General features: G+C 61.4%; 25 protein-coding genes. 10 read left to right on the forward strand and 15 right to left on the reverse strand.

Annotated features, from left to right (window positions below):
* Positions 1 to 82 precede the first annotated feature (82 nt).
* A complete protein-coding gene (locus C4J90_RS26525; RefSeq protein WP_124361991.1) occupies positions 83 to 1,414 on the forward strand; it encodes an IS4 family transposase in 1,332 nt (443 codons plus the stop codon).
* Positions 1,415 to 1,523: 109 nt separating this feature from the next.
* Complete coding sequence (locus C4J90_RS26530; protein ID WP_078735291.1) at positions 1,524 to 1,931, forward strand: SMI1/KNR4 family protein; 408 nt, start codon at positions 1,524 to 1,526, stop codon at positions 1,929 to 1,931.
* A 13-nt stretch (positions 1,932 to 1,944) separates the two neighbouring features.
* Here C4J90_RS26530 and C4J90_RS26535 read toward each other — a convergent pair whose 3' ends face one another.
* Complete coding sequence (locus tag C4J90_RS26535; protein ID WP_124415955.1) at positions 1,945 to 3,708, reverse strand: cation:proton antiporter; 1,764 nt, start codon at positions 3,706 to 3,708, stop codon at positions 1,945 to 1,947.
* A 278-nt stretch (positions 3,709 to 3,986) separates the two neighbouring features.
* Here C4J90_RS26535 and C4J90_RS26540 point away from each other — a divergent pair, with 278 nt between their 5' ends.
* Complete coding sequence (locus C4J90_RS26540; protein WP_034110411.1) at positions 3,987 to 4,472, forward strand: acyl-CoA thioesterase; 486 nt, start codon at positions 3,987 to 3,989, stop codon at positions 4,470 to 4,472.
* Positions 4,473 to 4,600: 128 nt separating this feature from the next.
* Here the strand turns inward: C4J90_RS26540 and pdxY are convergent, their stop codons facing one another.
* A complete protein-coding gene (gene pdxY, locus C4J90_RS26545; RefSeq protein ID WP_124415956.1) occupies positions 4,601 to 5,473 on the reverse strand; it encodes a pyridoxal kinase PdxY in 873 nt (290 codons plus the stop codon).
* Between the two features lie 117 nt (positions 5,474 to 5,590).
* Here pdxY and C4J90_RS26550 point away from each other — a divergent pair, with 117 nt between their 5' ends.
* Positions 5,591 to 5,986: a DUF3301 domain-containing protein gene (locus C4J90_RS26550; RefSeq protein WP_124365041.1), complete on the forward strand. Its 396-nt coding sequence runs from the start codon at positions 5,591 to 5,593 to the stop codon at positions 5,984 to 5,986.
* Here C4J90_RS26550 and C4J90_RS26555 read toward each other — a convergent pair.
* From C4J90_RS26555 to zigA, 3 genes are read right to left on the reverse strand one after another with little or no spacing between them, the layout of a single operon-like run.
* Positions 5,980 to 6,942, reverse strand: a complete 963-nt coding sequence (locus C4J90_RS26555; protein WP_124421150.1) for a GTP-binding protein — start codon at positions 6,940 to 6,942, stop codon at positions 5,980 to 5,982. The genes C4J90_RS26550 and C4J90_RS26555 overlap by 7 nt on opposite strands.
* 45 nt (positions 6,943 to 6,987) lie before the next feature.
* Positions 6,988 to 7,632, reverse strand: coding sequence for a DUF1826 domain-containing protein (locus tag C4J90_RS26560; RefSeq protein ID WP_124421151.1), 645 nt, complete (start codon positions 7,630 to 7,632; stop codon positions 6,988 to 6,990).
* The gene (gene zigA / locus C4J90_RS26565) at positions 7,632 to 8,840 is read right to left on the reverse strand and encodes a zinc metallochaperone GTPase ZigA (protein ID WP_124421152.1); all 1,209 of its coding nucleotides are present in this window, start codon (positions 8,838 to 8,840) and stop codon (positions 7,632 to 7,634) included. The genes C4J90_RS26560 and zigA overlap by 1 nt, the downstream gene beginning before the upstream one ends.
* 62 nt (positions 8,841 to 8,902) lie before the next feature.
* Here zigA and C4J90_RS26570 point away from each other — a divergent pair, with 62 nt between their 5' ends.
* On the forward strand, positions 8,903 to 9,292 hold the full coding sequence (locus tag C4J90_RS26570) for a glutamine synthetase (RefSeq protein ID WP_372237482.1): 390 nt from the start codon (positions 8,903 to 8,905) through the stop codon (positions 9,290 to 9,292).
* Here the strand turns inward: C4J90_RS26570 and C4J90_RS26575 are convergent.
* Positions 9,289 to 10,500: an N-acetylmuramoyl-L-alanine amidase gene (locus C4J90_RS26575; RefSeq protein WP_124365046.1), complete on the reverse strand. Its 1,212-nt coding sequence runs from the start codon at positions 10,498 to 10,500 to the stop codon at positions 9,289 to 9,291. The two genes, C4J90_RS26570 and C4J90_RS26575, sit on opposite strands and share 4 nt — an antisense overlap.
* Before the next feature lie 128 nt (positions 10,501 to 10,628).
* Between C4J90_RS26575 and folE2 the strand changes: the two genes are divergently transcribed.
* From folE2 to C4J90_RS26595, 4 genes are read left to right on the forward strand one after another with little or no spacing between them, the layout of a single operon-like run.
* Positions 10,629 to 11,519 carry a GTP cyclohydrolase FolE2 gene (gene folE2 / locus C4J90_RS26580; protein ID WP_124421154.1) on the forward strand — a complete coding sequence of 297 codons (891 nt, stop codon included), beginning with the start codon at positions 10,629 to 10,631 and terminating at the stop codon, positions 11,517 to 11,519.
* Complete coding sequence (locus C4J90_RS26585; RefSeq protein WP_124365048.1) at positions 11,516 to 12,184, forward strand: metal ABC transporter ATP-binding protein; 669 nt, start codon at positions 11,516 to 11,518, stop codon at positions 12,182 to 12,184. The genes folE2 and C4J90_RS26585 overlap by 4 nt, the downstream gene beginning before the upstream one ends.
* Positions 12,184 to 13,050, forward strand: coding sequence for a metal ABC transporter permease (locus C4J90_RS26590; protein WP_124365049.1), 867 nt, complete (start codon positions 12,184 to 12,186; stop codon positions 13,048 to 13,050). Before C4J90_RS26585 ends, C4J90_RS26590 begins: the two co-directional genes overlap by 1 nt.
* Before the next feature lie 11 nt (positions 13,051 to 13,061).
* A complete protein-coding gene (locus C4J90_RS26595) occupies positions 13,062 to 13,940 on the forward strand; it encodes a metal ABC transporter substrate-binding protein (RefSeq protein WP_124421155.1) in 879 nt (292 codons plus the stop codon).
* 24 nt (positions 13,941 to 13,964) lie between these two features.
* Here the strand turns inward: C4J90_RS26595 and C4J90_RS26600 are convergent, their stop codons facing one another.
* Positions 13,965 to 14,486 (reverse strand): DUF3617 domain-containing protein, encoded by a 522-nt coding sequence (locus C4J90_RS26600; RefSeq protein ID WP_065933659.1) that lies wholly within the window; start codon positions 14,484 to 14,486, stop codon positions 13,965 to 13,967.
* 130 nt (positions 14,487 to 14,616) lie between these two features.
* On the opposite strand from C4J90_RS26600, the gene cls reads away from it, so the two are divergent.
* Positions 14,617 to 16,056 (forward strand): cardiolipin synthase, encoded by a 1,440-nt coding sequence (gene cls, locus C4J90_RS26605; RefSeq protein WP_124365051.1) that lies wholly within the window; start codon positions 14,617 to 14,619, stop codon positions 16,054 to 16,056.
* Positions 16,057 to 16,179: 123 nt separating this feature from the next.
* Here the strand turns inward: cls and cfaB are convergent, their stop codons facing one another.
* From cfaB to hflK (C4J90_RS26645), 8 genes are all read right to left on the reverse strand, one after another.
* Entirely contained in the window at positions 16,180 to 17,364 is a 1,185-nt protein-coding gene (gene cfaB, locus C4J90_RS26610; protein WP_124365052.1) for a C17 cyclopropane fatty acid synthase CfaB, read from the reverse strand.
* Between the two features lie 89 nt (positions 17,365 to 17,453).
* Positions 17,454 to 18,239, reverse strand: coding sequence for a DNA-binding domain-containing protein (locus tag C4J90_RS26615; protein ID WP_124421156.1), 786 nt, complete (start codon positions 18,237 to 18,239; stop codon positions 17,454 to 17,456).
* Positions 18,230 to 19,075, reverse strand: coding sequence for a DUF692 domain-containing protein (locus tag C4J90_RS26620; protein ID WP_124415967.1), 846 nt, complete (start codon positions 19,073 to 19,075; stop codon positions 18,230 to 18,232). Before C4J90_RS26620 ends, C4J90_RS26615 begins: the two co-directional genes overlap by 10 nt.
* A 63-nt stretch (positions 19,076 to 19,138) precedes the next feature.
* Entirely contained in the window at positions 19,139 to 19,390 is a 252-nt protein-coding gene (locus tag C4J90_RS26625; RefSeq protein WP_124365055.1) for a hypothetical protein, read from the reverse strand.
* Between the two features lie 116 nt (positions 19,391 to 19,506).
* Complete coding sequence (locus C4J90_RS26630; RefSeq protein WP_124421157.1) at positions 19,507 to 21,393, reverse strand: cation-translocating P-type ATPase; 1,887 nt, start codon at positions 21,391 to 21,393, stop codon at positions 19,507 to 19,509.
* The gene (hflK, locus tag C4J90_RS26635; protein WP_124421158.1) at positions 21,390 to 22,415 is read right to left on the reverse strand and encodes a protease modulator HflK; all 1,026 of its coding nucleotides are present in this window, start codon (positions 22,413 to 22,415) and stop codon (positions 21,390 to 21,392) included. Before hflK (C4J90_RS26635) ends, C4J90_RS26630 begins: the two co-directional genes overlap by 4 nt.
* Positions 22,412 to 23,404: a protease modulator HflC gene (gene hflC / locus C4J90_RS26640; RefSeq protein ID WP_164487628.1), complete on the reverse strand. Its 993-nt coding sequence runs from the start codon at positions 23,402 to 23,404 to the stop codon at positions 22,412 to 22,414. Before hflC ends, hflK (C4J90_RS26635) begins: the two co-directional genes overlap by 4 nt.
* Positions 23,405 to 23,413: 9 nt before the next feature.
* Positions 23,414 to 25,318 (reverse strand): protease modulator HflK, encoded by a 1,905-nt coding sequence (hflK, locus tag C4J90_RS26645; protein ID WP_124421159.1) that lies wholly within the window; start codon positions 25,316 to 25,318, stop codon positions 23,414 to 23,416.
* Positions 25,319 to 25,576 lie beyond the last annotated feature (258 nt).

Here is a 25,576-nt window from a genome sequence, read left to right on the forward strand (position 1 = left end):
TAATGCTGTTCACTTAAGCATTTGAGCTAAAGCGGGGCTTCCTAGAAAATCCGATGCCAGACCTCTGGCATCGGATTTTTTTATGTCTGTTCAACAGGACCTGCTCGACCTCGGCGACCTTTTCAACTTCTGCGACCTAAGCACTTTCACCCAGAACATCCCCATTGAATGGGTTGCGTCTGCGCTGGATCTATCCAGTCAGGCCACTATTCGTCGGCGTCGCTTGCCCGCCGATCAGGTGCTTTGGTTGGTGCTTGGCATGGCGTTGTTTCGTGATGAGCCTGTCCATGAGGTCGCTAGACGGTTGAACATTTGCGCTCAAGGCCTCGCCTCCGACCACTTGTTGGCCCGAAGCGGCGTCACTGAAGCCCGCAAGCGACTAGGGGCCGATCCCGTTGAGTGGTTATTCCGTAAAACCGGCACTCAATGGGGCTTGGAGCGCTACGACGAGGACGACTGGCACGGTTTGCAGGTCTTCGCGGTGGACGGTGCGCTCTTGCGCACGCCGGACACACCCGAGCTTCGAGATCATTTCGGGTCAGGAAATACGCCCAGTGATCGTCAGACTCCCTTCCCCATGATGCGCTTGGTAGCGCTGATGAACGTGCGTTCGCACTTAATCCTGGATGCACAATTAGGGCCTTACCGGCGCAGTGAAATGCGCTTGGCCGACGAGTTTTTGCAGCAAGTCCCCGACCACTCCGTGACGCTATTCGATAAAGGATTTTGGGGCGCAGAAATGCTGTTGAGCCTGAGTAACACCGGAACCCACCGTCATTGGTTGATTCCCGCCAAAAAAGGCATGGTCTGTGAAGAAGTGATCCGTTACGGCGAGCACGACCGCTTGGTGCGCATGAAGGTCTCACCGCAAGCCAGAAAGAGAAATCCGGCTCTTGGCACCCACTGGGAAGCCCGCGAAGTCAGCTATGAAATCCAAGGCAGATTAAAAACTGTCATGACGTCGTTACCAGCCAACACCTACAGCACCAAGGTCGTTGCCAAACTTTATCAGGAACGCTGGGAAATCGAATTGGGCTTTAGGGATATCAAAAGCTCTATGCAGCAGAATGCCGTGACCTTGCGCAGTAAAAAAATCGACTTGGTCTATCAGGAGGTCTGGGGGCTTTTACTCGCTTACAACGTGATTCGCCGGGAGGCCGGTCAAGCAGCGGTAGCGTTTGGTCGAGCTCCGTCGGACATACGCTTTAAGCCCGTTTGCCAGTATATCGCCGTGCAGTTGATCGTGATGGCGGCAGCCAATCCGGTATCAGCCACAGGCAGACGCTTGGCCGAACTAAGGAAGGGTATCGGCAGCTTGTTTCTGGATCACCGCCCCAGACCTGCAAGGCCGAGGACGGTGAAGATCTCAAAAACCCGATTTCCAGTGGATCGCAATGCTGCTCCGCTTAAGTGAACAGCATTACGGACATGTCCGGGGTTTTCTATTTCACGGTTGCACTTATAGCGAGCTACTGTATAAAACGCCCCTATAAACCGCGCCTACTAGCAAGAGGATCCCGGCCGTGGAAGAAATCATCGAACAACTGCGTGAAGCCAACGAACCGGTCCCGGTTCCTTTGGAGCTGCCTGACGAAGACCAACTGGTGGAAATCGAGGAACAACTGTTCATCGACATCCCGTTTGTGTTCCGCGAATTCCTGCTGACCGTCAGCGACGTGGTCTACGGCAGCCTTGAGCCGGTGACCGTCACCGACCCGCAATCCCACACCTATCTGCCGGATGTTGCCGCCAACGCCTGGGATGCCGGGGTTGATCGCAGCATGATCCCGATCTGCCAGGATGGCGACGATTACTACTGCGTCGAGGAAGACGGCACCGTGGTGCTGTGGTCCGCCGAGGAAGAACTGGTCCAGGAAGAGACCTGGGAGTCGGTGTGGCACTGGGCACGGGACGTCTGGCTGGAGAGCTGATTCCCAAACCCCGCTAGTGCTCCGGCGTATCCTTGTGGTTATCCAGCGTCTCCAGCAAGGCCACCTGCATCCGCGTATGCACGCGGATGAACCAGCGCCAGAGCACCGCCGCCACCGCCGCCGTGACTACCGCGATCAGCACCAGCAACTTGTTGGTCGGCAGAATACTGGCCGACAAGGCTGCCAACAGCAGGAAGATCACCAGCAGTGACAGGATGGGGATCAACTCTGCAATCACCCGCCGCACCCGCTGGGTATGCCGGCCCGCCATTTCCGGCTTCACGCTCATCTCGGCCAGCAACATCGACAACGCCTTGAGCTTGCGATACGCCGCAATCAGGAACGGCAGCGACAAGAGCAACGCCCCGCCCCAGATCAATGCCTTCTGCCAGCTTTGATCGCTGATCCAGCCTTCCAGATACCCACCGATGCGCGCCGCAAAAAAGCTTCCTGCGAAGAAGATCGCGATCACCAGCGCCAGGTTCACTCCTACTTGCAGCACGATCTTACGGATCATCGACGCCAGCATGGCGCCTTCGCCTTGAGGCTGAATACTGCGCAGCCATTCGCCATACATCCCGAATACCCGGCTCATGCGCTGGGGCATCACGGCGGCAATTTTCAACGACAGCGGGTCGGCACCGCGGATCAGGTAAGGCGTGAGCAAGGTGGTGATCGCCGAAACCGCCACCGCCACCGGGTAGAGAAAGTCGCTGGTCACTTGCAGGGTCATCCCCAGCGCCGCGATGATGAAAGAGAACTCGCCGATCTGTGACAGCCCCATGCCCACCCGCAGCGAGGTGCGACCATCGTTGCCAGCGATAAACGCGCCCAGCCCGCACGACAGCATCTTGCCCAACACCACCGCCACAGTGATCACCGCAATCGGCCAGGCGTACTGCAGCAAGATCTGCGGGTCGATCATCAACCCAATGGCCACGAAGAAAATCGCACTGAACATGTCGCGCACCGGCTCGATCAGGCGCTCGATTTTAATCAGTTGGCGTGACTCGGCCATAATCGCACCGATCAGGAAGGCCCCCAGCACCATGCTGTATTCGAGCTTGACCACCAGCAGGCAGAAGCCGAAACACAGGCCCAACACGGTGATCAGCAGCATCTCGTTGCTTTCGAACCTGGCGACGTAAGCCAGCAGGCGGGGCACCAGCAGAATGCCAATCACCAGCGCAACAATCATGAACAACGACAGCTTGCCCACGGTGGAAAACACCTCGCCGGAGCTGACCGTGCCACTGACGGCGATGCTCGACAGCAAAGCAATGATGCCGATGCCCAGGATGTCCTCGACGATCAGCACGCCGAATATCAGCTGGGCGAACCGCTGATTCTTCATCTTCAGGTCATTGAGCGCCTTGACGATGATGGTGGTCGAGGAAATCGCCAGGATCGCGCCGAGAAACAACGAGTCCATGGTGTTCCAGTCAAACCATTGGCCGATTTCGTAGCCGATCCAGATCATCAGGATGATTTCCAGGAACGCCGCGATAAACGCCGTGGCGCCTACCTTGAACAGCTTGCGCAGGCTGAACTCCAGGCCCAGGCAGAACATCAGGAAGATCACCCCCAGTTCTGCCAGGGTCTTGATCGTATCTTCATCGTGAATCAGGCCGAACGGCGGCGTGTGCGGGCCAATAATGAAGCCGGCGACGATGTAGCCCAGCACCACCGGCTGCTTGAGGCGATGGAACAGAATGGTGACAACCCCTGCCACCAACATGATCACGGCCAGATCCTGGATAAAACTGATGGCGTGCATGGCGAAGGGCTCCTTGAAATGGCTGGCGCTTTCTCACTTTCCGCGTGTGCTACCGCTGAAAGAAAAGTCTGCCGTGATCGTAAGAAATGCCCGGAGATGGGCTTTTGAAGGTTAACACCGCGACTTCCGCCGGAAAGCCGGTGCAATATATGGAAACAGATCGACCCGCGCGTGACGGCAAGCCGTCCACTGGCGTCCCGTTAGGGATGGCGCTGCAAAGACCCCAGCACCCGCAGAGGTGCCCTACCCAACCAATGCCTACAACCCGTGAGTGTGCTATGGAACCCGGAAACGCCCAGCTGTCGATGACGGTATTGATGACCCCTGACATGGCCAATTTCTCAGGCAATGTCCACGGCGGTACCCTGCTCAAGTACCTCGACGAAGTGGCGTACGCGTGCGCCAGCCGTTATGCCGGCCGCTATGTGGTCACGCTGTCGGTGGACCAGGTGATTTTCCGCGAGCCGATCCATGTCGGCGAGCTGGTGACCTTTCTCGCGTCGGTCAACTACACCGGCAACACCTCGATGGAAGTGGGCATCAAGGTGGTGACCGAGAACATCCGTGAACGCTCAGTGCGTCATACCAACAGTTGCTTTTTCACCATGGTGGCGGTGGACGACCAGCGCAAACCGGCCGCCGTGCCACCCTTGCAGCCGCACAACAGCGAAGACAAACGCCGCTTCGTACAGGCCCAGCAGCGTCGGCAGATTCGCCAGGAATTGGAAAAGCGCTATCAGGAAATCAAGGCCGACGCGCCTTGAATTCCAAGCTGCGAACCGGATCAAATGTGGGAGGGGGCTTGCTCCCGATAGCGGTGGATCAGTCTCGAACATGCTGACTGACACACCACCATCGGGAGCAAGCCCCCTCCCACATTGGTTCTGTGTGCTTACAGGCTGATCGGCGTGGCCTCGAACCGTACGCGGGGATGGGCAATGCGATCCTGCGCCCGCACCAGTTCCAGTTCATAACTGGCGCAGGCCTGGGTCTCCAGCAGCACCTCGTGCACCGCTGCGGCGGTGAATTCGAAGGCCGCCACCAGGCTATCCCCCAGCAGCACCCGCGCCAGGAACAGCCCTGACGTCAGGTCGCCCACACCCACCGGCTGGCGCGGGAATGCCAGCAGCGGCCGACGCAAGTGCCAACTGCCATCAGCCGTCACCAGCAGCATCTCAAAGCCGTCCGGCAGCTTGCCGGGGTACTCCAGATGCTTGACCAGCACCGCCTTCGGCCCGCGCGCCAACAGGGCTTTGGCCATCGCCAGGCAATCGAACAGCGATTGCGGTTTGCGCCCGGCAAAGCTGTCCAGCTCCAGTTGATTGGGGCACAGGAAATCCGCCATGGCCGCCGCCTCGTTCAGCAGGAAATCACTGACTTCCTGCGGCACGATGCAGCCTTTTTCAGGATGGCCCATCACCGGGTCGCACAGGTACATCGCCTTGGGATTGAGCGCCTTGATGCGCGCCACGCCGGTAAGAATCGCACGCCCCTGATCCGCACTGCCGAGGTAGCCGGACAGCACTGCATCGCAGTTACCCAGCTCGCCGATGGCTGCGATACCTTCCACCAATGCCGGAATCTGCTGCGGCGCCAGCACTTCACCTGCCCAGTGGCCATACTGTGTGTGGTTGGAGAACTGCACTGTGTTGAGCGGCCATACATTCACCCCGACCCGCTGCATGGGGAACACGGCGGCGCTGTTTCCGGCGTGGCCGAAAACCACATGAGACTGGATCGCAAGCAGATGGGGTGTGCGTTTCATGCAGGAGATGTCCATAAAGCCGTTGAAATTCTGGCCGCGCAGTATGCGACTAAACGCAGCCTGTACGACAGACCGGCGACACAGTTAAGCTGCGCTCACTTTGTTGGAGTTCATGCAATGCTGACCCTGGGAAACATGTTCGTGTTGATGCTGCTGGCGACCGGCGCCGCTTGGGTCTGGCACAACCATGGCCTGCGCGAGCGCGCGTTGGAGCGGGTCAAGCAGCACTGCGCCAAGCTCGATATCGAACTGCTCGACGGCGCGGTTGCACTCAAACGCATCGGTTTCGTGAAGGATGCCAAGGGTCGGCGCCGGTTGGCACGGGTCTACAATTTCGAGTTCACCGTGACGGGCGAGGCTCGCCACAGTGGCACCATTACCCAATTTGGCGCCCACAGCGCGCAGATTGAATTGGCGCCCTACCCGTTCGAAGCCAAGGAGCCGCTGCCCAGCGCCAACGTCATCGAGCTGAGCCAGTGGCGCCAGGACCACGCAACCAAGAACCGTCAGTAACGGCAGGCAGCCAGAGCGGCCTGCAATGCCGCCACGTTCTGTGGTGCGCTGAAGATCAATTCGATACGTGAATCGCGGCGCCATTCGCTGGGCTGCCAGACGAGTGGACTGTTATCCACAGCGTTGGCGGACATCCACGCGTCACGGCTGTGGATAACAAGTTTGGCGCGACGCCATTGCAGACTCGTCAGCCATTGGCTCACTCGTTCCAGGTCAAATCGCTGGCTCGGATGCCAGCGCCAGCCAATGCTCCAGCCTCCTTCCTCGGCCTGGCTCAAGCAGATCGGCAACGTGGGGTCGCTCCAGATCGCCGGCATTTGCGCCAAGCCTTGGGGCACCGCGAAGTTATCCACAACCCCGCCAGCCTGGGCTTTCAAGCCAGGCAAGTGTTCCAGAGGCAACTGAGCCTGGCGCGTCCAATAGAGCGCGCTGCCGGGTAACCGTTGCTCAATAGCCTGGCGTTGCGCAGCGTCCAGCGCCTCATCCTTGTTCAACACCAGCAAGCCGGCACCGGCCAGCGCCTCCTGCTGCGCTTGCGGCAAGGGTTTGCCCGCTGCCAGGGCCTGGGCGTCCAGCACCAGCACCCAGGGCTGAACCGCCAGCACGCCTTGCCATGGCGCTTCGCCTAACTGTTTGAGCAACTGCGCCGGATGGCCCAGGCCCGACGGCTCGATAAACAACCGATCCGGCTTGGCCTTACGCAATAACCGACCCAGGCCTACCTGGAACGGCGCGCCATTCACACAACACAGGCAGCCACCCGCCACTTCGCCCAAGGCAATGCCATCGTCAGCTTGAGTGAGCAAGGCCGCGTCCAGGCCGATCTGCCCGAACTCGTTGATCAGCACCGCCCAGCGCTCGTTGGCCGGGCGTTGGGCAAGCAGGTGTTTGATCAGGCTCGTCTTGCCGGCGCCCAAGGGCCCGGCAATCACATGGGTGGGAATGTTCTGCAGCATGGGTTGGCATCATTCAGACCGTGTAGAGCGCTTGATCCTACGCGTTTATGCAAGCCAATCCAGTGTGAGGATCAAGCGACGCTCATTGGCTTTCAGTGCAGGTGAGCGGTGAATGAGGCCATGGTCTTCGTTGCCATGCCATTTGGTGCCCTTGAGCAGGGCCACCTCTCCACAGAGAATTTGCTCGATGCGCTCGGTGGGCTCTGCGTCGGGCTGGCTTAATCGTCGGCGGTCCATGACGCCTTCGCGCAGCCATTGGCTGCCGACGCCAGCGTAGGTGGTGATCAGCCGCACAGGCACATGGTCGACGTGAAAACGCGGGCACATGGCCCTGTCCAGCAGGCGCAGACGCACGCCGATGCGCCTGGCGCCCAGCAGGCAGGCGAATGCGCTGACCAGCCAGGACACGTCGGCGATAAAACCGTCATAGCCTTCAAGATCGCGGCAATGGGGCGCCAGCCCCTGCAGGTTCGGCGCGCTGTCTTCGCGGTCCAACTCGATAACTAGTGCTTCGGCCAGCAGCTCATCGAGCGCCACGACCAAGGCGGCGAATTCGGCGATGTGCAAGGGTAATTGGCGCTGCCACAGCGCCAGGTTCACGCCGTCTTCCAGGATGTCAGACAGCGCCAGCGGGGTTTGCCCGCGGGTTTGGCGAACCACCGGGCGCAGGGGAGTAAGCGGGGCCAACATCAGGCGGCTGCCTCTTCATACCAAGGGCCAAAGGGATCGGCCAACTGGCGCCAAGCTTCGATGCCCAGGGCCATTTCTTCATCCGTGAGCAAGCATTGGTCCAGCTCGGCGCGCATCTGCGCAAAGTCGATGTTCTGGCCGATAAACACCAGTTCCTGACGGCAATCACCGGTGCTCGGTTGCCAGTTGTCCATGATCGCCGCGACACTTTCTGCGTCTTGCGACCACTGGCTTTTCGGCACGAAACGCCACCAGCGCCCGGCAAAGCCATGGCGCATCAAACCACCGGCCTGGGACCAACTGCCGGCGTCCTGGTGTTTGCTGGCCAGCCAGAAGAAGCCTTTGGAACGCAGCAGTTTGCCATTCACCCACGGGCGGTCGATAAAGTCGAAAAACCGCTGTGGGTGAAACGGACGGCGCGCACGGTAAGCGGTGGACGCAATGCCGTACTCGTCGGTTTCCGGCACGTGTTCACCGCGTAACTCCTGCAACCAGCCCGGTGCCTGGGCAGCCCGTTCGAAATCAAAGCGGCCGGTGTTGAGGATTTTGTTCAGCGGCACTTGCCCCATGACCATCGCAATGATCTGCGCCTGGGCGTTGAGGCGTTCAAGAATGGCCATCAATTCTTCGCGCTCGTGACTGCTGATCAGGTCGATCTTGCTGACCAGTATCACGTCGGCGAATTCGATCTGTTCGATCAACAGGTCGGTGATCGAGCGCTCGTCCTCCTCGCCCAAGGTTTCCCCACGTGAGGCCAGGCTTTCTGCGGCTTGGTAGTCGAGCAGGAAATTCACCCCGTCGACCACTGTGACCATGGTGTCCAGGCGTGCGACATCCGCCAGGCTCTGCTGGTTTTCATCGCGAAACGTGAAGGTTTCGGCCACAGGCATGGGTTCGGAGATGCCGGTGGATTCGATCAGCAAGTAATCGAACCGGCCTTCCCTGGCGAGCTTGCCGACTTCTTCGAGCAAGTCCTCGCGCAGGGTGCAGCAGATGCAGCCGTTGCTCATCTCCACCAGCTTTTCTTCAGCGCGATTAAGTGTGACGTCGCGCTGCACCTCACTGCCGTCGATGTTGATTTCGCTCATGTCGTTAACGATTACCGCCACCCGCAGGTTTTCGCGGTTGCGCAGTACATAGTTGAGCAGGGTGCTTTTGCCGGCGCCGAGAAAGCCGGACAACACGGTGACGGGTAGACGGTTGGGCATCGGTTCGCTCTCATCAGGCTGCCCGGTCGAGCCAGGCTTTGTTTTTATGCTATAGTATAACAATGCAAATAAGCCAACCCTCCTTGCTCTTCGCGATTTGCGCCCTGTTATCAGCAGTGGCAGGATCTGCCTGTGCCCAACCCCCAAGCCTGCTAGCCAACTGCACCCGCAGCGCCAACCTGCTGGCCTGTGTCGACCCGCTGGGCAACGCCTATAGCGTGGCGACCGTTGGCAGCACCACGTATCTGCGCGGGTTCGAAGTGATCGGCAAACGCTACTGGGCACAAACTAACAGCCGCTATGGGCAGCTGACGTTTTTTACCGGGTTGGCATCGGACGGTGAGGCGTGGGTTGGCTACACGCGGCGCGTGGGCTGGACCACCCTTAACCGGTTCTCCAGTTCGGGTGGCGCCAGCGCCAGGTTCACCTGCAGCCGAATGACCGGCTGTTAGACCTGGTTGTTCTTCTGCTCCTGCACCCAGGCCATGTAGCTGTTCATTGGAGGGTTCTTCTCGAAGTATGTTTTCAGCCCGTTGAACAAGCCGTCCGCCACTGCCTGTTGATGGCGCGCCGTCACCAGCCGCTGGGCGTCCTGGGTGTTGGAGATAAACCCGGTCTCGACCAGGATCGACGGCACGTCGGGCGATTTGAGCACCGCGAAGCCAGCCTGCTCCACACGCTTCTGATGCAAGCTGGTGATGTTTTGCAGGCTGCCCAACACCGCGCTGCCCAGTTGCAGGCTGGAGGCGATGGTGGCGTTCATCGACATGTCGAGAATCACGCCCGCGAGCATCGGGTCCTTGTCCTTCAGGTTGAGTAACGTCGTGGCGCCCAGCAGATCCGCGCCGTTTTCGCGCTGTGCCATGAAACGCGCGGTTGCCGAGGTGGCACCGCCCTCGGACAACGCATACACCGAGGCCCCCGATGCGGTGAGCCTGGGTGCCGCGTCGGCATGCACCGAGATGAACATATCGGCTTTGTGCTGGCGGGCGATGTCCACGCGCTTGCGTAAAGGCACGAAAAAGTCATCGTTGCGCACCAGCTTTACATCGAAACCCTTTTCGCGTTTCAAGCGTTTAGCCAGCAACTGGGCAATCGACAACACCACGTCTTTTTCCCGCTGGCCTTTGGAGCCGATGGCGCCGGGGTCTTTGCCGCCATGGCCAGGGTCGACCACCACGATGATGTCGCGCCTGGGATGAGCTTTATCCACCGGCGCGATCAATGGCGCAGGCTCAGCGGCGATTTGACGAGGCGCCGAGGTGGCGCGGGTCAGGTCGAGCACCAGGCGATGACCCTGACCTTCCTGGGGCGGCAATAAAAAACTGTTGAGCTGCATCGGTGCGGCCAGGTCCAGCACGATGCGGGTGTCGTCCTTGCCGAAATGTCCGGAGCGAATCGAGGTAATTCCACTGTTTTTCAGCACCAATTGCGAAAAGTCACCACTGAGCCCGGCGCCGCTCAGGTCGATGATCACGCGTTCCGGGGCAGCCAGGGAAAACGTCTTGTATTGCACCGGGCCGCTGAGGTCGAACACCAGCCGCAGCTTATCCTCCGAACGCCACAGGCGCGCATTGCGGATTTGCGTGGCGCAGGCCCCCAGCGGCAAGGCGAACAAGGGGCTGACCAGCAGCAGGTTGAGGAGCTGACGTCTGTGCATGACCAATACCGCAAATAAAGGAGCGTCCCTGCTCAACGTGGCTGAAGAAAGGCTGGAGCAGAAATTTCATCGTCGAGGCGACTGTTATACTATAACATGTCGAATTATTTCCGACGATGGACCTGCTTATGAATGCGCTGACTCTGCCGGATATCGCTGCGCAGGCTTCACGCCAAGCCTTGCCACTCGACTGGGTGGGCATGTGCGGCATCGCCTTGCCGATTCTGCTCGAGGACCAACGTCTGCCTGCCATCGCCGATGCAGGGGTGAGCCTGGACGATGGCTTGGCCCGTGGTATTCATATGTCACGCCTGTACCTGGCGCTGCAGGTGTTCGACCAGCAACCGCTTACGCCTGCACTTCTGCGTAATGTACTGCAGCGCTTTCTCGACACACATGAAGATTTATCTAACAACGCCTACCTGCGGATCCACACCCATTTACTGTTGAAACGCCCCGCCCTGGTCAGCCCATTGGACGGTTGGAAGCGCTACCCGGTAATCATCGAGGCACGTCTGGAAAACCAGATGTTCCACGTGGAACTAAAAATTGACGTTGCTTATTCCTCGACCTGCCCGTGTTCCGCTGCCCTTGCCAGGCAATTGATTCAGCAGCAATTTCTCGAAGATTTCGCCAACACGCCATTGCGGCATGCAGACGTGTTGACCTGGCTCGGCAGCACCAATGGCATCGTTGCCACGCCCCACAGTCAGCGCAGCAGCGCACAGTTGCATGTGCAACTGCAAGGCGACCAATTGTCCGTCATCGATTTGATCAACGCTGCCGAAGCCGCGCTCGGCACCGCTGTGCAAACCGCAGTGAAGCGTGCCGACGAACAAGCCTTCGCGCTGGCCAACGGGCAGAACCTGATGTTCTGCGAAGACGCCGCCCGCCGCCTGAACCTCGCCTTGAAACGCTCGGATGCGGTCAAAGCCTTCCACCTCAAAGTGATCCACGCTGAAAGCCTGCACGCGCACGATGCCGTGGCTGAAAGCCGTTGGACGAGACCCTCCCCATGATCATCTGCAACGCTTTGCGCTGGGGCGCCCCGGGCCAACCGCTGACCCCCGCCGTGGATTTCACCCTGGCAAAGGGCAGTCTCACTGGCGTCATCGGCCCCAATGGCTGTGGCAAAAGCAGCCTGCTCAAAGTCATCGCCGGCCTGCAAAAGCCGCTGGCGGGGACCGTCAGCGTCGCTGTTCCACGCCGTGGCGGCTTGGCGTTCCTGCCTCAGCAGCAACACCTGGACCGCCAGTTCCCCATCAGCCTGCAAGAACTGGTTGCCGCCGGATTCTGGGGCACCCGGCTCACACCACCGCAACGCAGCGAGCGCCTGCAAACCGTGCTGGAAGACTGGTGCCTCAGCGGCCTGGAGCAACGCCCATTGATGGCGCTGTCTGGCGGCCAGCTGCAACGCGCCCTGCTCGCCCGCATGAGCCTGGCCGACGCACCGGTCCTGCTGCTCGACGAACCTCACGCGGCCCTCGACGAAGAAGGCCAGGCGCTGTGCTGGAAACACATCCACGCCTGGCACGAAGCGGGCCGCACGCTGATGGTGGTCTGCCATGACCTGGCGTCGGTGCGCCACCACACTCCGCATGTGCTGCACATCAAAAGCACCGGCTGCGCATTGGGCCCGAGCAAAGAGCTGATCCGCCCACAACCGCAATTGCAGGTGGCCTGATGCACTTTGCTGCTCACTTGTGGATGCCTTTTGTCGACTTCGTCTTCATGCGCCGCGCGCTGATCGGCGGCCTGGTACTCGCCTGCAGCACGGCGCCGCTGGGCGTGTTTCTGATCCTGCGGCGCATGAGCCTGATCGGTGACGCCGTGGCCCACGGCATTCTGCCCGGTGCCGCCCTGGGCTTCTGGTTCGCCGGGTTGAGCCTGCCGGCACTGACTATCGGCGGCCTCGGTGCGGGCCTGAGCATGGCCGGGCTATCCGCCTGGATCACCCGCCGCACCGGCCTGCGTGAAGACGCCAGCCTTGCCGCCATCTACCCTATCTCCCTCGCTGCCGGCGTGCTGATCCTGGGCATCGCCGGCAAGCGCCTGGACCTTTTGCACCTGCTGTTCGGCTCGGCCCTGGCCGTGGATGAGACCACCCTCACCGGCATGCTCTGGGTCTGCGGCTTGAGCCTGATCGCCATGGCGCTGATCTACAAACCGCTGCTGCTCGATACGCTCGACCCGCTGTTTCTGCAAACCGTCAGCCGCCTCGGCCCGCTCGCCCACGGGCTGTTCCTGACCCTGGTGGTGCTGAACCTGGTCATCGGTTTCCAGGCCATCGGCGCCTTGATGGTGGTGGGTTTGATGATGTTGCCGGCCATCGCTTCGCGCTTCTGGAGCCGGCGCCTGCCGGTATTGATCGCGGTATCGGCGGTGCTGGGATGCCTGTCGGTGTGGCTGGGATTATTGCTGTCGTTCTACTACTCACTGCCCAGCGGCCCGGCCATCGTGCTGGTGGCGGGCGCCGGGTATGCGTTGTCCGTGGTTTTCGGTCCGGTGCACGGCTTGCTGCGCCGCCCGCCCTTGCTTACATCCCAATGAGGTGTTTTCCGATGCGCGCTCTACTTGTGCTGTTCAGTCTGCTGTTGCCCCTCTCGATGGCCCAGGCCGCCGATAAACTCCAAGTGGTCACCAGCTTCAGTATTCTCGATGACATCACCCACCAGATCGGTGGCGATCATATCCAGATCAGCAACATGGTCGGCCCGGACGCCGACGCCCACACCTACGAACCCACGCCGGACGACGCCAAGGCGTTGCTCAAGGCCAGACTCATCATCAAGAACGGCCTAGGCTTCGAGCCTTGGCTGGACCGCCTGGTGAGCAGCACCGAGACCAAGGCCACGGTGGTCACCGCCAGCAAAGGCGTGATCTCCCACACCATGGACGAGGACGGCGAGACCATCCCGGACCCACACGCCTGGCACAATCTGGCCAACGCCGAGATTTACGTCAACAACATCACCAAGGCCCTGGTGACCGCCGACCCGGCCAACCAGGCGGACTACCTGCGCAACAGCCAGGCCTACCTGAAAGAAATCCACCGCGTGTTGGCCGAAGCCAAGGCCAAGTTCGGCGCACTGCCGGCGGGTAACCGCCGTATCGTGACCTCCCATGACGCCTTCGGTTACCTGGGCCAGGCCTATGGCATCCAGTTCCTCGCGCCACAAGGTTTGTCCACCGAGCGCGAACCATCAGCCGCCGAAGTGGCCGCGCTGATCACCCAGATTCGCCAGGACAAGGTCAAGGCCGTGTTCATGGAGAACATCAAGGACTCACGCCTGCTCAAGCAAATTGCCGACGAAAGCGGCGCGCAGATCGGCGGCACGCTGTACTCCGACGCCCTCGCCACCGAAGGCCCGGCCAGCACGTTTATCGGGCTGTTCGAATACAACCTCAATACCTTGTGCGCGGCTCTGGGCACACCATGATTCGCAATGCCTGATGGTTCTGCGTCAAGCGCGAGGTTTGACGGTACCGCAATCGTTGCCCAGCCATTGCGCGTGAGTGTCCAGGCTGCCCTTTTGCTGGATGCCGGTGGCATTGAAGGTGCCGTTGACGGTGGTGGTGAATTCTTTCTGGCTCTGGAAAGTCGCCACGCCTACGCCTTGGGCTTTCGGGCAACTGAAGCGGAACTTCCATTGGTTGCCGGTCTTGTCGGTGACTTGCTGTTTGCAACCCGATTGCGGGTCCGTCAGGGGGATGGAATCGGACGCGACCTGAGCCGGCGTCAGGCACACCTGCACGCCTTTACCGGCCATGGTGATGCCTTGTTTTTCCAGCATGGCGCGCTGTTCGGGGGTCATCTGCTGCTTCAGCTGACCGAGGATCAGTGACAGGTCCGGCAGGTCCTGGTTATCGACTTTCATATTGCTGGTAGTCAATTCCCACAAGCCCGGCGCCAACATCTGTGCCTGTGCTGCCACCGGCAGCGACAAACCAACAACCATGGATAAACAGAGCAGACGAGCATTCATCGGGTAACTCCTGGGCAATTGTGGGCGTTAGACGCCGCAAAGGTGCCAGTGTTGCACGGCAAATAAAATAGCGACATTCACTGTGGAACATGGTCTGTTACGCACTGGACTGCCCGGAGTAATGTCGTTCATGGATTTTTTTGGCCCGCACCTGCTCGCCTACTTCATCGCCACGCTGCATTTTCTCGGGAGCCTCGCCGCGATCCATGCGGTACTGACCGTCAGGACCGCCCAAGGCTCGATTGCCTGGGCGTTGTCGCTGATGTTCATGCCTTACCTCACACTGATTCCCTACCTGATTTTTGGCCGCAGCACCTTCGACGCCTACATCCAGGCGCGTCGCCAGGCCAACCAGGAAATGCACACGGCCATCGCCGAATTGAACTGGCGCCCCTGGGTCGAGGAGGCGCTGGCCGCGCGCAATTCCAATGCCTACGCCTCTTTGCGCGCCATGCCCAAATTGGGCCGCATGCCCTGTCTGGCCAATAACCAGGTGCAGTTGCTGATTAACGGCGACGCCACCTTCAGCGCAATCTTCGAGGCCATCCGCAGCGCGAAAACCGCTGTGCTGTTCCAGTTCTTCATCATTCATGACGATGAACTCGGTCGCCAACTGCACAGGTTGCTCACGGCAAAAGCGGCCGAAGGCGTGGATATTTACGTGCTCTACGACCGCATCGGCAGCCACGCCCTGCCCCATCGTTATGTGCAGTCGCTGCGCGACGCGGGTGTCAACGTCAAAGCCTTCGCCACCCGCAGCGGCTGGCTGAACCGCTTCCAGGTCAACTTTCGCAACCACCGCAAGATCGTGGTGGTGGACGGCATCACCGGGTTCGTCGGCGGGCACAATGTGGGCGATGAATACCTCGGCAAAAAGCCGCCCTTGTCGCCGTGGCGCGATACCCATGTGCAGGTCACCGGCCCGGTGGTGGCGTGCTTGCAAGAGTCGTTTGCCGAAGACTGGTTCTGGGCCGCACGCCAACTGCCACCCCTGATTCTGCCGGACGCTTACCCCGAGAATGGCGTGCTCTGTCAATTGCTCGCCAGCGGCCCGGCCGACGCGTATGAAACCTGCTCGCTGTTTTTCGTCGAGGCCATTCACGCCGCGACCGAACGCGTGTGGATCACAAGCCCGTATTTCATCCCCGACGAAGCCGTATTCGCCGCCCTGCGCCTGGCGGTCTTGCGCGGGGTCGACGTGCGCCTGTTACTGCCATCGCGCCCTGATCACCGCATCGTCTACGCCGCCTCCAGCCTTTACGCGATCGAAGCGGTACGCGCTGGCGTGCGGGTGTTCCGCTATACGCCGGGCTTTCTGCATCAGAAGGTGGTGCTGGTGGACAGCGAAATCAGCGCCATCGGCAGCGCGAACATGGACAACCGTTCGTTCCGGCTGAATTTCGAAGTGATGTTGCTGACGGTCGACGAAGCCTTCGCCAAAGAGGTGGAGCGGATGCTGCTGGACGACTTCGCCCTGGCCCATGAAGTCAGCCAGGAGGAAAGCCGCGAAACCCGGCGCCTGCAACAGCTGGGCATGCGCGTGGCGCGTTTGATCTCGCCGATTCTGTAACAACTGTGGGTGGGGGCTTGCTCCCGATGGCGGTGTGTCAGCCAGCTAATGGGTAGCTGATAAACCGTCATCGGGGGCAAGCCCCCTCCCACATTTGGTCCTTCAGTGTTCTGAAGAAACGGGTCAGCGGTAGATATCCTCCCGCGTCCACGGCAGTTCATGGCTGCCATCGGCATGGGGTTTTACCGCCAGGATCTGATGCAGGTTGATCCAACCCCGCGCAAAGGCATAGGCGCAACCCGCCAGGTACAGGCGCCAGATACGCAAGGCGTGCTCCGGCACCATCTTCGCCGCTGCTTCGAGGTTGTCCTCCAGGCGCTCGCTCCAATGGTCCAGCGTACGGGCGTAGTGCAGGCGCAGGCTTTCGACGTCCACCACTTCCAGCCCGACTTCGCTGATTTCGGCCGTCATCATCGCCAGGTGCGGCAGCTCGCCGTTGGGGAACACGTAGCGCTCGATAAAGTCCCCGGCGCCACGGCCCACGGGACGGCCGTCGGTGTGTTTGGCAGTAATGCCATGGTTCATCACCAGACCGCCCTCACGCACGGCGCCGTGCAGAATCTGACAGTATTGCGCCAGGTTGGCGTGGCCGACATGTTCGAACATGCCCACGCTCACCACTTTGTCGAAACGGCCGTCCTGAGGCAGGTCGCGGTAGTCGAGCAGCTGCAGGTCGACCTGGTCCTCCAGGCCTTCGGCCTTCACCCGCTCCTGGGCCAGGGCCAGTTGTTCCTTGCTCAAGGTAATCCCAAACACCTTGACCCCGAATTCCCGCGCCGCAAACCGCGCCAGCCCGCCCCATCCACATCCCACATCGAGCAGATACTCACCCGGCTGCAGCCGCAATTTGCGGCACAGATGGCGGAATTTGTCTTGTTGGGCCTGGTCGATGGACTCGCTGCCGGTTTCGAAATAACCGCAGGAATACACCATGTCCTGGTCCAGCCATAGCTGGTAGAACTCGTTGGACAGGTCGTAATGGTAGGAAATGGCCGCCGCGTCGGTCGCCTTGTCGTGGATCGAGCGCACCGGCCGAGGGCCATCGTCGTCTTCGATCAAGGCGTGACTCAACTCGTCACATACCCTGATCACCTCGGCGATGGAGCCTTCCAGCTCCAGTTTGCCCTCGACGAAGGCTTCGCCCAGGGCGTCGAGCGTGGGATGGGTCAGTTGTGAGACGACCGTAGGGTCCTTGACCACGATGGTCACACTGGGCTCGGGGCCCAGGTTGAATTCATGGCCGTCCCAGAGTCGAAGACGCAGCGGTAGCTGAAGATTCTGTAAGGCCGGTGGAAGTTGCGCGAGCATGAGTAGTCCCCCCTTGTTTCAGACGTCTGCTGTGAGGGTAGACCATCCAAAATAAAGTAGGAAGCTATCGATTAAATAACTGCCTGCCATTAAGCCCGACGCTCGAGCAACCCGTCCTGGATCCACTGTTTCAACCATGTGGCCGCTTGCAGTGGCGCACCCTCTTCATAAGTGACTGCCAACTCGACGCACAGTTCTGAAAAGTTCCAGCTGCTGGCGGTCATGCCTATCAGGGCGTGGGCTTCGGCGGGCTCGAGACTGCGATAACGACACAGGTTCTGATGGCGCCACACCAGGCAGACCTGCGCCAGGTCCAGCGCCTGGCTGCCGGGAAAGTCCGATTCATCCTTATTGGCCCGCCAGATGCCCAGCGTGTTGAAACGGCACGTTAGCTGCTGTACTGAAGGCACCAGCGATACGCGCAATGCCGGCCAGCCTTCAGGCGCCAGTTGCGCCATATGGTCGAGGGTCAGCGGCTCGCCCGCAGGCGCGTCGAATGCCAGGGTGAATGCCCACTCCAGCCGCGCCAGTTCCGCCAGCGGGACACTTTGTTCGGCCATCAGGTGCTCAAGAATAAACCCTGCAAAACGCTCACCCAGCCACCGCAGGCTGTAATGGGCCGAGGGATAACGACGAATATACGCTTGGCTCAGCGCGGCAAATTCATCATCGCCCAGCCAATACCGGATGGCGGCAAAGTCGTGACGTAATACGTCCTGCAATCGGGACAGGTAGGCGTTGTGATAAATCGCCAGGCCCGTGTCCACATCCAGCGTCGGCCCGCCAAGCAAGGTGGCGGCAAAGCCACTGTCGGCGGTGCAGGTTTCAGACAGCAGATGTGCCTCGAACGCCCGTTGCCAATCGATCAAGCGCATAGCGACCGCCTGGCCAACGCAGTGGCACCCAGTTCCCGGGCCTTGTTCAATTCAGCCAGCAGCACTTCGAACGGCGGGAAATGATCGTCGCGCTCCAACAGCGTCGAGACCGGCCCCAGATGTTCCAGCGTGCGCTGATAGAGCGCCCACACCGGATCGCACACCGGCTGATCGTGGGTATCGACCACGTAGTCGCCGTAGTCCCTATGCCCCGCCAGATGCAGCTGGCGAATGCTTTCAGGCGGCAGGTTGCGAATGAACGTCCAGGCATCGAATCCGTGATTACGCGAGCTGACGTACACATTGTTCACGTCCAGCAGCAATTGGCATCCGGTCAGATGCGCCAGGGCATTGAGAAATTGCCACTCAGTGAATTCATCGGCCTTGGAGCGCACATAGCTGGAGACGTTTTCCAGCACCAGCGGGCGTTGCAACACGTCCTGCACCTGAAGCACGCGACCGGCCACGTGGTACAGGCTTTCTTCGGTGTACGGCAGGGGCAGCAGGTCATGCAACTGGTGTGCGCTGCCACGGCTCCAGCACAGGTGATCGGAAATCCAGGCTGGCTGGATGCGCTCGGCCAGGGCCTTTATCTGCTTGAGATAAGCGGTGTCGATGGCATGGGGCCCGCCGATCGATAACGACACGCCGTGCATCACCAAGGGGTAGCGTTCGGCTATGGCGTCCAGGTAATACAAGGCCTTGCCGCCCTGCACCAGATAATTCTCGGAGATCACTTCGAACCAATCCACTGCAGGGGATTGGGCAAGGATCTGTTCATAGTATTCGTGACGCAAACCCAGGCCGTAACCCAGGGAGGGAAGAGAACGGGTCATCATGCGCTCCTGGAAAGTGTCCGCAGCGGCGCGAGGTCCGCTGCGGTTGCACTCGCGTGTCGGTTACTCGCCGACTTTGCCACCGGCCTTGTCGCACTCAGCCTTGGTCATGGCCTTGAAGCCGTGGCCCTTGCACTCCGCCTGGCCTTTGCAGGCGTTTTCAGCGGTTTTGCAATCGTTCATGCCTTTGCAGGACGTGACACCGTAGCAATGAACCGGAGCGTCGGCGGCCTGTACCTGGGTGGCGACGCCGGCAAACATGGAGGCCGCAGCGATAGCCAGGGCAGCACCGGAAACGGCGTGTTTGATATTCATTGTGTAGTCCTCATCGGTCAGTGGTGATGCCGGTCTGAGCGGATTGCCCAGTCTCGACACACCACTAGAGTGAGGCGCCCTTTTAGCGTTACAGCCCGGTACGAAGTTTTCTGAAATTATTCGTCAAGCTTCAACAGCGGCTCCTGAAAACGCAGCAATCGCCCGGCGTTACCCAGTACCAGCAAGGTGCTGAGGTTATGCAACACCGCTGCGATCATGGCCCCGGCGGCGCCCAGCCAGCCGAAGGCGGCGAACACCACGATGGCCAGCGTCCAGCCGAGGCCGATGATCACATTCACCTGCAAGGTGTGTCGGCACTGGCGGCTCAAGCGCACGCAGGTGCCCAGGCGGCGCAGGTCGCTGCCGATCAACACCACGTCTGCCGAGGCCAGCGCGATATCGGCACCGCCCGCGCCCATCGCCACGCCGACCACACCGGCTTTGAGGGCAAGGGAGTCGTTGATGCCATCCCCCACCACCATCGGCCGGAAACCGCTGCCGATCTCCCCCAGCACACGGTTGAGTTTGTCTTCCGGCAGCGCTTGGGCCTGGACCTCAGCGATGCCCACATTCACGGCCAGGCTGTCGGCCACGCTCTGGCGGTCGCCGGTGAGCAGCAACTGGCGACCCAGCCCCAGCTCGCGCAGTTCCTGCAGGGCCTGGCGCGCCTCGGGTTTGACGCTATCGGCCAGCAGCAGCCAGGCCAGGAACTGTCCGTTCAGCGCCAGCCCGGCAATCGGGCCGTCATGGTTGGGCACGGCGGTCGTGGCGATAGCCAGTTGCTCGAACAGTTCGGGACGGCCCAGCGCCGCTTCGCCCTGTTCAGTGTGCGCAACGACACCGAGTCCCTGGCGCTCGCGAATATCGGTCAGCACCACGCGCTGTTGCTGTGTCGCCAACCCCGCCAATGCACGGCTGACCGGATGGCTGCTGGCCGCACCGAGGCTGGCCGCCAGGTTGAGCAAGGCCTGGCGATCGGTAGACGCGGTTTCGATGGACTGCAGGCGCAAGGTGCCGAAGGTCAAGGTACCGGTCTTATCGATAACCAGTGAAGTAAGGTCCGCCAGCTCTTCCAGAAACGCCGAGCTGCGAATCAGAATGCCGTGCCGTGCGGCGACCGCGATCCCGGCAATTGCGGTAGCCGGCGCCGACAACACCAACGCACACGGGCACGCCGCCACCAGCACGGCCAGCATCGCCTGGGCGTCGTTGGTGACGAACCAGGTGACCGCCGCCAACAACAGCACCAACACCATGTAGCTACCGGCATAACGCTCCAGCAACCGGGTGATCGGTGGCTTGGAACGTTCGGCGTTCTGCATCAGCGCAATCACTTTGCCCAGGGTCGACTCATTGCCCGTGCGCGTCACTTCAAGGCGCAGCAGGCCGTCCAGGTTGATCGCCCCGCCAAACACCTGCACGCCCACGCTGGCTTCCAACGGTACCGATTCACCGGTGATCGGCGCCGTGTCCAGGCTGGCCTGGCCCAACAGCACCACGCCGTCGGCCGGCACGCGGTCGCCGGCGCGCACTTCGACCACATCGCCGGTGTTCAACGTGCCGTTATCCACTTCCACAATGCTGCCGTCAGCCTGCACCCGGCGCGCATGGCTGCGCGTGAGTTTACCCAGCGCGTGGATCGCTTCCTGGGAACCGATCACGCTGCGCTCTTCAAGCACATGCCCGAAAATCATGATGATCGGCAGCAGCGCTGCGGTCAGCAGATCGCCGGTGGCCCAGGCGCCGATCATCGCCAGCGCGATCAATTGGTCAGTGATGCCATGCAGGCTGGGATAGCGCAGGCTGTACCAGGCCGAACGCATCACCGGCACGGCCACCAGCAGCGAGGCCACACCGAGCAGCAGTTGGCTGACCCCGCTCTGGTCCGCCGCCAGCCAGCGCCATACCAGGCCCAATACCAGTAAACCCAGGGCCAGCATGGCCAGGGTCAATTGCCGGGCGGCGCTGCGCTGCTCGGCGGAGGTCAGCATGGGTGCGCTCATTGCTCGGCTCCCTGAATGATCAGACGGGAGTCGTCTTTAGGATCGACGGTGGTCACCGAGCCGGCCTGGCCCAGAATCTTCGGCAGGCGCTCGCGGTACAGGCGCAGCAACAGGCCCGGGTCTCGGACTTGCGCCAGGCTGGTGACGGCAGCGGTCTGCGCCTGGGCATTGGCCAGGCGTTCACTGGCTTGGGCATGGGCGACTTGCACCTGGCGGTCAGCCTCCTGGTTGGCGGTCTGGGTGAGTTTTTCCGCATCGGTACGCGCGTTGGCCACCGCCTTGTCGGCTTGTTGACTGGCGGTGAGTACCGCATTGAAAGCGTTCACCGCCGGGCCCGGCAGGCTCGATTGCACATCGACCCGTGTCACTTCGATGCCCAGGCCCAACCCGCTGGCAGTCAACTGCGCCAAGCGCTTATTGATGCCTTGCACCAGGTCGCCGCGCAGTTTTTCGCGGCGCTCGGCGGCGCCGTTGTCGGCGCCGATCAGCTCGGGGCGCGCGACCAGGATGGTGTCCAGGTCCCGCGCCGCCGTCAGGGCCACCGCGCTGCGGGTCACCAAGCGGTCCAACGCCGGCAGCACATGCTCGCCCTGCAACACAAAGGCATAGGGCTCGGTGACCTTGTAGAACACCCGCACATCCAACTGCACGATCCCGGCATCGCCGGTCAGCAAATAGCCAGAACCGGCCAGCGTATCGCTCAGGGGTGTGGCGAAACTGGCCACGCGGTCAGCCTGCACGGCCGCCTCAGAACGCAACAGGTTCTCCACCCGACGCTCGATCACCCGGTCTGCCGCCGGCAACAGCACCACCTGCTCGAACGGTTGCGGCCAGGCCAGCAGCAGCCCGGCGTTCTGAATCCGGTCGAGGGCGCCGAAGTGCAGCACCATGGCGCGGTTCTGCGGGTCGATCTGGCGCACATTGGAAAACGCCCAGGCCAGCGCCGCCAACACGGTGACCGCGTACAGCGCCAGGAACGTCAGGCGCCCGGCTTGGATCCAGGGGCTGTCACGCTCGCTCATGGCTGCACATCCTTGGGTCCATCCACCAGCGCGCGGAACGGCGCGGCATCGGTGCGCAGGATGATTTTGGTGCCCGGCGTCACCACGGTGCCCAAGGTATCCAGCGAGCGCAGCAGGTTGTACAGCTGCGGATTACCCGCGTAGGCGCGTCCATAAATCTGCGCTGCTTCAACCCGCGATTGCGCTTCGATATCAGCGGCTTTCACCGTGGCATCGGCTTGCATGATCCGTGCATCACGTTCGGCCGCCGAGCGGATCTGCGCCGCCTCACGCTTGCCCACGGCGGTGCGCTCGGTGGCGATGGTTTCACGTTCGGCGCGCATGCGGTCGACCGTGGCGGTGAGGGTCACCGACGGCAACGTCAGCCGTTCGACACCGACCTGGGCGACGCGTACGCCATAGGTGGCCAGCAATTGCTGATCGATCTGCTGGCGCAGTTGGGCTTCGAAATCGGCGATGCGCACCTGGTTGGCGTCGGTATTGATCAGGCTGGACAGGTCAAAACTGGCCGCCGTGGTTTCCAGCGCCGAACCGACGAAGGTACGGATCTGCCGCGCCGCTTCATCCGGCTGGTTCTGCACCGCGCGCATGAAGCGTTGCACATTGTCGGTATCGCCCTGCACCTGCCACGCTACGTAGGCCTGCACGATGATCCGCAGGCCATCGCGGGTGCCCACATCCTGCAACCCGCTGGAGGTGGTGCGCAGGCGCAGGTCAACCGGAATCGCCGCTTCAAACGGCGCCGGCCAGCGCCAGCCCAGGCCCGGTTTCAGCAGCACCCGCACAGGGTTGCCGAAACGGGTAATCACCGTGGCCTCGCCGGAGCGCACCTGCACCAGGCTCGCCGCCGCGATGGCAAACAGCACCAGCACTGCCGCCCAGGCCATACGCCGCCAGGGGAAAGGGCTGTCTGCCTGTTCATCGCCATGATGGTGATGGTGGCCGTGATGATGGTGATGACCGTGATCGTGAGAATGAGCGCTCAACAGACAGACTCCTTATTGAACGGCTTTACGCGGCACCGAGGGATCGGCCGGTAAGGTAAAAGATCGCAGATCGATCGTCGGCGCACTGTCGGCGCCCAGGCGATGATCCAGAATAAGCAGTTTGGCGTGGGCCAGGCCCTGGCTGAGCTGGCCCAGGTACTGTTCCAACACGAAAGCCCGGCCCGCTGCGGCGTAGGCTTTTTGTTCGGCAACGAAGCGCAGGTTGGCCGCCTGGGCACCGGCATTCACTTCGCGCGCGGTGGCCTGGGCCTGGTTGCGGGCGGTGCTGGCCTGCAGCAACGCCTGGTTGGTCTGCTCGCTGGCCGCGCCACGCTCGCGAGCGATCAATGCCTGGGCACCGATCTGCGCGGCTTGCACGCCGTGATAGGCGTTGGCGGCGCCGGCCGGTGGGTGGATCGCTTCGACGACCGTGGCGAGAATTTCAACACCGCTGTCGAGCTTTTGCAGGTCTGCTTGTACGCTGCGGCCGATTTCGTCGGCAAGGCGGGTGCGTTGTTCGCCGAGCAATTCATCGAGGGTGCGTGAGGCAAAGTCATGCACCAGGATGCGGCTGGCGGTGCTGCGGATCAGGGTCGGGACATCGGCGCTGTTGTAGGTGGCAGCCAGTGCGGCCTGGTCCGTCAGGCCGATGCGGTAGACGAACCGCACGTCCATGTTGACGATCTGGAAGCTCTGTTTGTCGCCACTGCTGCTGGCGATGACTTGGGACTTGTCATTCACATGGCTGGCGTCCCACAAGCGATTGGCGATCAGCGGCGCCGGGCCTTCGGCGGCGGCCAGCTCGGGCGCGGCGCTTTCGCTGACGCTGGTCGCCAGCTCGTGCACCACGCCGTTCTCCACGTTCAACACGCGGCCCAGGGGCCAGGGCAACCCAACGTGCAAGCCCGGGCCGAACACTTCGACCGGTTTACCGAAACGCTCATAAATCCCACGGCCCTGCAGAGGGACTTCATGCACGCCGGTCAGCGCCCAGCCTACCGCCAGCACCACCAGCAGCACCGGCAGGAACGCGCGACGCATGTAGGTAAATGCCCAAATCTGGCGCAGGTCGATGCCGAAACGATTGTGCAGTTCATGCTGCAAAGCTTGCAGCGGCTGCGGCGGCCAGCGCAGCAGGCCTGCGACCACACTCTGCGCCATCAGGCGCGGTTCCAGACGCGGCTGGCGTGGGCTGAACAGTGACAGCACGCCGCGCAGCACAAATTCCAGCGCCACCAGCGCAGGCAACAGGCCGATCAGCGTCGCCAGCCGCAGCGGCCACACCGATTGCGCGCCAGCAAACAACAGGCACAGCGCACTGATCACCAGGCAGGTGATCGCCACCCGGCTCAATTGCGCCAGTTGCGCAGCTTCCGGCCATTGCACGGCGGTTTCCTGGGCCATGCGCCGCTCGAACACCAGCAAACCGAACGCCAGCGCCAAGCCCAGCGCCGCGCCGATGCTGGCGGATTGACCGACGGCGGCAGCGGGCAGCGCCAGGTTCCAGAATTCGATAACGCTGACCAGCGCCAGCAACGACCAACCGCACAGCCACAACACAGGCGCGCCGATCTGCTTGCCAATGCGCTCCACCAGACGACCGTAGCGGCCCGTATCGGCCACCGCCGCTTCAACCGCAGGTTCTTCCAACGCCTGGGCACGCCAGTCGGCGACCCACCACGCCGACTGCAACCCGGCGACCAGGACGAGCAAGGCCGACGAGCAATTGATCAACACCACCGGCCAGATCGAGACCGGTGCAAACAGCGCCACAAATAACGCCAGCACCCAACCGGTGACGGCCAAGGCTGTCAGGCTGATACCGGCTTGGCGCAATCGACGGGCATGGAACAGCCCCTGCTGAAAACGCGGCAGGCCCTCAACCGAAGCGCCGTCAGCTTCTAGATCCACTTGCATCCACTCAACGCCCGCTTGTACATAATTCGTTACGATATAACACGCGGCGTGAAATTTTTGTTCGCTTTTGGCTACAACGCAGATCCCCTGTGGCAGGGGGCTTGCTCCCGATAACGGTGGGTCAGCAGTACATGTATCAACTGACCCAAAGCCATCGGGAGCAAGCCCCCTCCCACATTTGATCTTTGTTGTTCCAAAGATCGTGACTAAACCCCCATAAACAGGCGGCATCACTGGTACGCGCCCAAATTAATCGGC

Origin of the sequence: Pseudomonas sp. R2-60-08W, assembly GCF_003852335.1 — a bacterium.
Classification (GTDB): Bacteria; Pseudomonadota; Gammaproteobacteria; order Pseudomonadales; family Pseudomonadaceae; genus Aquipseudomonas.